Source organism: Aminiphilus sp. (assembly GCF_029975095.1).
GTDB lineage: Bacteria > Synergistota > Synergistia > Synergistales > Aminiphilaceae > Aminiphilus.
In genome coordinates this window covers 1-3899 of record NZ_JARKPW010000059.1, presented here as the reverse complement: position 1 = coordinate 3899, position 3899 = coordinate 1, and the positions used below count along the sequence as shown (strand labels likewise).

Here is a 3899-nt window from a genome sequence, read left to right as displayed (position 1 = left end):
GGTTCGATCCGGAGCGGGTTCACCGCGACCGCTGGTAGCCGGGACAGGATCTTTCACGGCCCACGGTGCACGATGCACGGCGCCGCGGGAGCTGCAGCGGCTCTTCAGCGCCTTCAGCTCCCTCGCGGCGCGCACACAAGGAGGACGAGATCATGCCCATGCTCGACGCGGGAGTGTTGCAGTTCGACGTGACCATCGGCGACAAGGGGGCGAACTTCGCCAGGGTGGAGGCGCTGCTCGCCGCGGAGGCGGCAAAGGGGGCGCTCCCCCGGGTGCTGGTGCTGCCCGAGCTGTGGAGCACCGGCTACGCCCTGGAACGCATCGGCGAGCTGGCCACCCCGGGCGGCGAGGCCGAGGCGGCCTTTCTCGGGGAGCTGGCCCGGAAATACGGCCTGTGGTTCGTGGGAGGAAGCGTCCTCGCCTCCGTTCCCGGAGGCTACGCGAACCGCGCCCAGGTGATCGACCCCGAGGGCCGTCTCGTCGCCACCTACGACAAAATCCACCGCATCCGCCTTATGGAGGAGGACCGCTACTTCCTGCGGGGCAATGCCCGGTGCCGCTGCGACATCGACGGCGTTCCCTCGGGGATCCAGATCTGCTACGACATCCGCTTCCCCGAACTCTCCCGGCGGCTCGCACTGGAGGGCGCCACGGTGCTCTTTGTGAGCGCCGAATGGCCGTCCCTCCGCATCGCCCACTGGAGCCTGCTGCTCCGCGCCCGGGCGGTGGAGAACCAGCTCTTCGTCGTGGCCTGCAACCGCTGCGGCGAAAGCCGGGGCACCCCCTTCGCGGGAAAGTCGGTCATCCTCGATCCCTGGGGAGAGCCTCTCTGGGAGGCGGGCGGCGACGAGACCCTCGGCCGGGCCGTCCTCGACCTGGAGAAGGTGAAGTCCTTCCGGGAGGGGCTTCCCTGCTTCGACGACCGCGCCCCGGATCTGTACTGACCCGCCGCGGCAATGGAGCATGTGCCTTGTGTGAAGCCGATGCCCGCGAAGGGGGGAAGATTCGTGATTGACTACGAAAAACTCGAAAAGTCCTTTGAACATCTCGCCCGGCAGTACGAGAACTACCGTGACATGGACGACCGCCCCTCCCTGTCCGATCTGGACCGCGAGGCGATCCGGGAATCGGTGGTCCAGCGTTTCGAGACCTGTTACGATTGCCTGTGGAAGGTGCTCAAGCGTCATCTTGTGGAGGAACTGGGGCTTCCGGAGGTGCCGAACAGCCCGAAGCCGCTGTTCCGTGTCGCTTTCGAGAACGCGCTTCTCCCCGAGGGTGTGGAGCCGTGGCTGCGGTACGCCAATGCCCGGATCGGCGCCGCCCACGACTACTCCGGAGACAAGGCCGCCGAGGCGCTCGCGATGATGGCGGAGTTTCTCGGGCACGCGGAGGCGCTTTTTCATCGCCTGGCGGGCGGCGGCGGCTCGCCGATGACGACGCGGCTTCCCGGCGTGACTCCCGAACAGGAGGCATTGCTGCGGAATCTGCTGGCGCGCTGTCTGCCGGGGCGGGAGGTGTGGGCCTTCGGCTCCCGGGTCAAGGGAACGTCCCGTCCGGCTTCGGATCTCGATCTGGCGATCCTGATTCCTCCGGGGGGCGATGTCCGGCTGGCCGCGCTCCGGGAGGCGCTGGAGGAGTCGGACCTTTCCTTTCGGGTCGATCTGTTGGAGTGGGAAAGCCTGCCCGAGTCCTTCCGGCGGGAGATCGCCGGGCATGGGGTGCGCCTGCAGGAGGCGGAGCCCGGGATGGAGAAAGGCTCGTGACCCCCGCGGCGGGGCTTTTCCTGTTCCGGGACCAGGCGGAGCACTGGTACCGCGCGGGCGACGTGGAATGCGGCGAGAGGGAGTTCCTGATCCAGGACCCCGACGGCTACCTGCTCCGCTTTTCCTCAGGGCCGGGCGAAGGTCCGGCTCGGGCCGAAGCCCCGCCTCTCCCGCCATTTACGTCCTTCCCTCTCCTTCTCCTTGTTCTTCTTCTTTTTCTTCCCCTTCTGCTTCTGCCGTCGCCGGGCCTGTCGTCTCCGGCGTCCGCGGCGCCCCTGGAGAAGGTGGCGCTCCAGCTCAAATGGACCCACGCCTTTCAGTTCGCCGGGTATTACGCGGCGCTGGAACAGGGGTTCTACCGCGAGGCGGGACTCGACGTGGAGATCCGGGAGGCCCGGCCCGGCACGGACCCGGTGGCGGAGGTGACGGAGGGGCGCGCCTCCTTCGGCGTGGGGGCGAGCGGTATTCTCCTCGCTCGTGCGGCGGGTCGGCCCGTGGTGGCTCTGGCGGCGGTGTTCCAGCATTCCCCCCTGGTGCTCGTCGCCCGGAAGGACGCGGTCGTCCGGGGCGTGACGGACCTGTCGGGCCGGCGGATCATGCTCGAACCTCAGTCGGAGGAGCTGCTGGCCTTTCTGCGGCGTGAGGGGCTTCCTCCGGACGCGGTCACCCTGGCGGAACACAGCTTCGACTACCGGGACCTGCTCGAAGGGCGCGCGGAGGCCATCTCCGCCTATTCCACCTACGAGCCCTACTTTCTCGACCGGGAGCACGTGCCCTTCGTCCTCTACACGCCCCTCGACGCGGGCATCGATTTCTACGGCGACGTGCTCTTCACCTCCGAGGCGGAACTCGCCGCGCATTTCGACCGGGTTCGGGCCTTCCGCGAGGCGAGCCTCCGGGGGTGGCGCCACGCCATGGCGAACCCGGAGGAGGCGGCCAGACTGGTGAGCACCCGCTACACCTCACCGGACATGCTGGAGTTCCACCGCTTCGAGTGGCGCCAGATGGTCCCCCTGCTCCGCATCGACGCCGTTCCCCCGGGGGAGATGACCGTCGTGCGCTGGCAGCACATCGCGGAGGTCTACGCCGATCTCGACATGCTTCCCCGAAGCTTTTCCCTGGAGGGCTTTCTCTACGGCCCGGGCGTTTCCGCCGAGGCTCCCTGACTTCCTGATCCCTCTGAGACGCGGCGGAGCACTTGCCGTCGTTCTCCATCCTGTTCTCTACGGCTGTTCCGGGGGCGCGATCCGGAGTCGGCGCGTTTTTTCGGCGGACTCTGCCGATCGGACGGGCGCGACGAGATCCCTCGGAGGGGAAACCCGCCGCCGCCTTAGCGCTCGCTCCGGAAGCGCCGTGTGGAACTCGCTTTTGGATCCGGCCGCCGAATTCCGTGACGGCCTTTTTCGCACAACGTGACGCACACGACCCGAAGCAGCCCCGGCGGAGACGCTCTCCGCCGGGGCCTTCGTCCTTCGCTTGCCTGCCTTTCTTCTCCTGCCTGTCGGTCTTCGCTTGCTTACCTTGCTTGTCTTGCCTGTCGATCTTCTCTTGCTCGCCTTGCTTCTCTTGCTTGCCTTTCTTCTCTTGCCTGTTTTGCTTGTTCTCTTTCTTTGCTTGAGTCGGAATCACAGGGGCGCTCCCCGGAGGGGGCATGGCGTGAAAGACACAAACCGGTCCGACAGGATTCGAACCCGGGGGCGTTCGCTGATGCGGAGTCCCAAGGGGCACTAGGTCAAGTGCATTTATTTTGTTCGTGAATAAGGTTAATTATTCACGTGATTTTTGACGCACGAAAGGTTGCTTCGTATTTCTTTTTTGGTAGAGCGTTGTGTGTGCATTGCCTTGACGCTCCTTTGGCTCTGTTTTAAAATGATGTTTGCGAGGATGCGGCAAGGTGGTTTTTCGCCGCGTTGCGTGCAGACCCGACCGCTGTCCATCTTTTTCCGGGCACCACTCGGGTTTTTTGTAACTAAGGAAGAAAAAGCGCGGAGCACGCGTGTAAAGGTCTCTTTCGTGGAGCGCGGCAGAGCATGGCCGCATTTTTCTCACCAATGAAGGCGACAATATATCGTCTTTTTAATATTTTTCTGTCGTGTTTTCCCTGGTCGTCCCTGGTTATCCCTGGTCGTCCCTGGT

3 protein-coding genes are annotated in these 3899 nt (G+C 65.1%); all 3 read left to right on the top strand.

What is annotated here, in order from left to right:
- The first annotated feature begins 152 nt into the window (after positions 1-152).
- On the top strand, positions 153-944 hold the full coding sequence (locus tag Q1K49_RS03900) for a carbon-nitrogen family hydrolase (RefSeq protein WP_300523025.1): 792 nt from the start codon (positions 153-155) through the stop codon (positions 942-944).
- Between the two features lie 63 nt (positions 945-1007).
- Positions 1008-1763, top strand: coding sequence for a nucleotidyltransferase substrate binding protein (locus tag Q1K49_RS03895; RefSeq protein ID WP_300523022.1), 756 nt, complete (start codon positions 1008-1010; stop codon positions 1761-1763).
- Positions 1760-2929 carry an ABC transporter substrate-binding protein gene (locus Q1K49_RS03890; RefSeq protein WP_300523020.1) on the top strand — a complete coding sequence of 390 codons (1170 nt, stop codon included), beginning with the start codon at positions 1760-1762 and terminating at the stop codon, positions 2927-2929. The genes Q1K49_RS03895 and Q1K49_RS03890 overlap by 4 nt, the downstream gene beginning before the upstream one ends.
- Positions 2930-3899 lie beyond the last annotated feature (970 nt).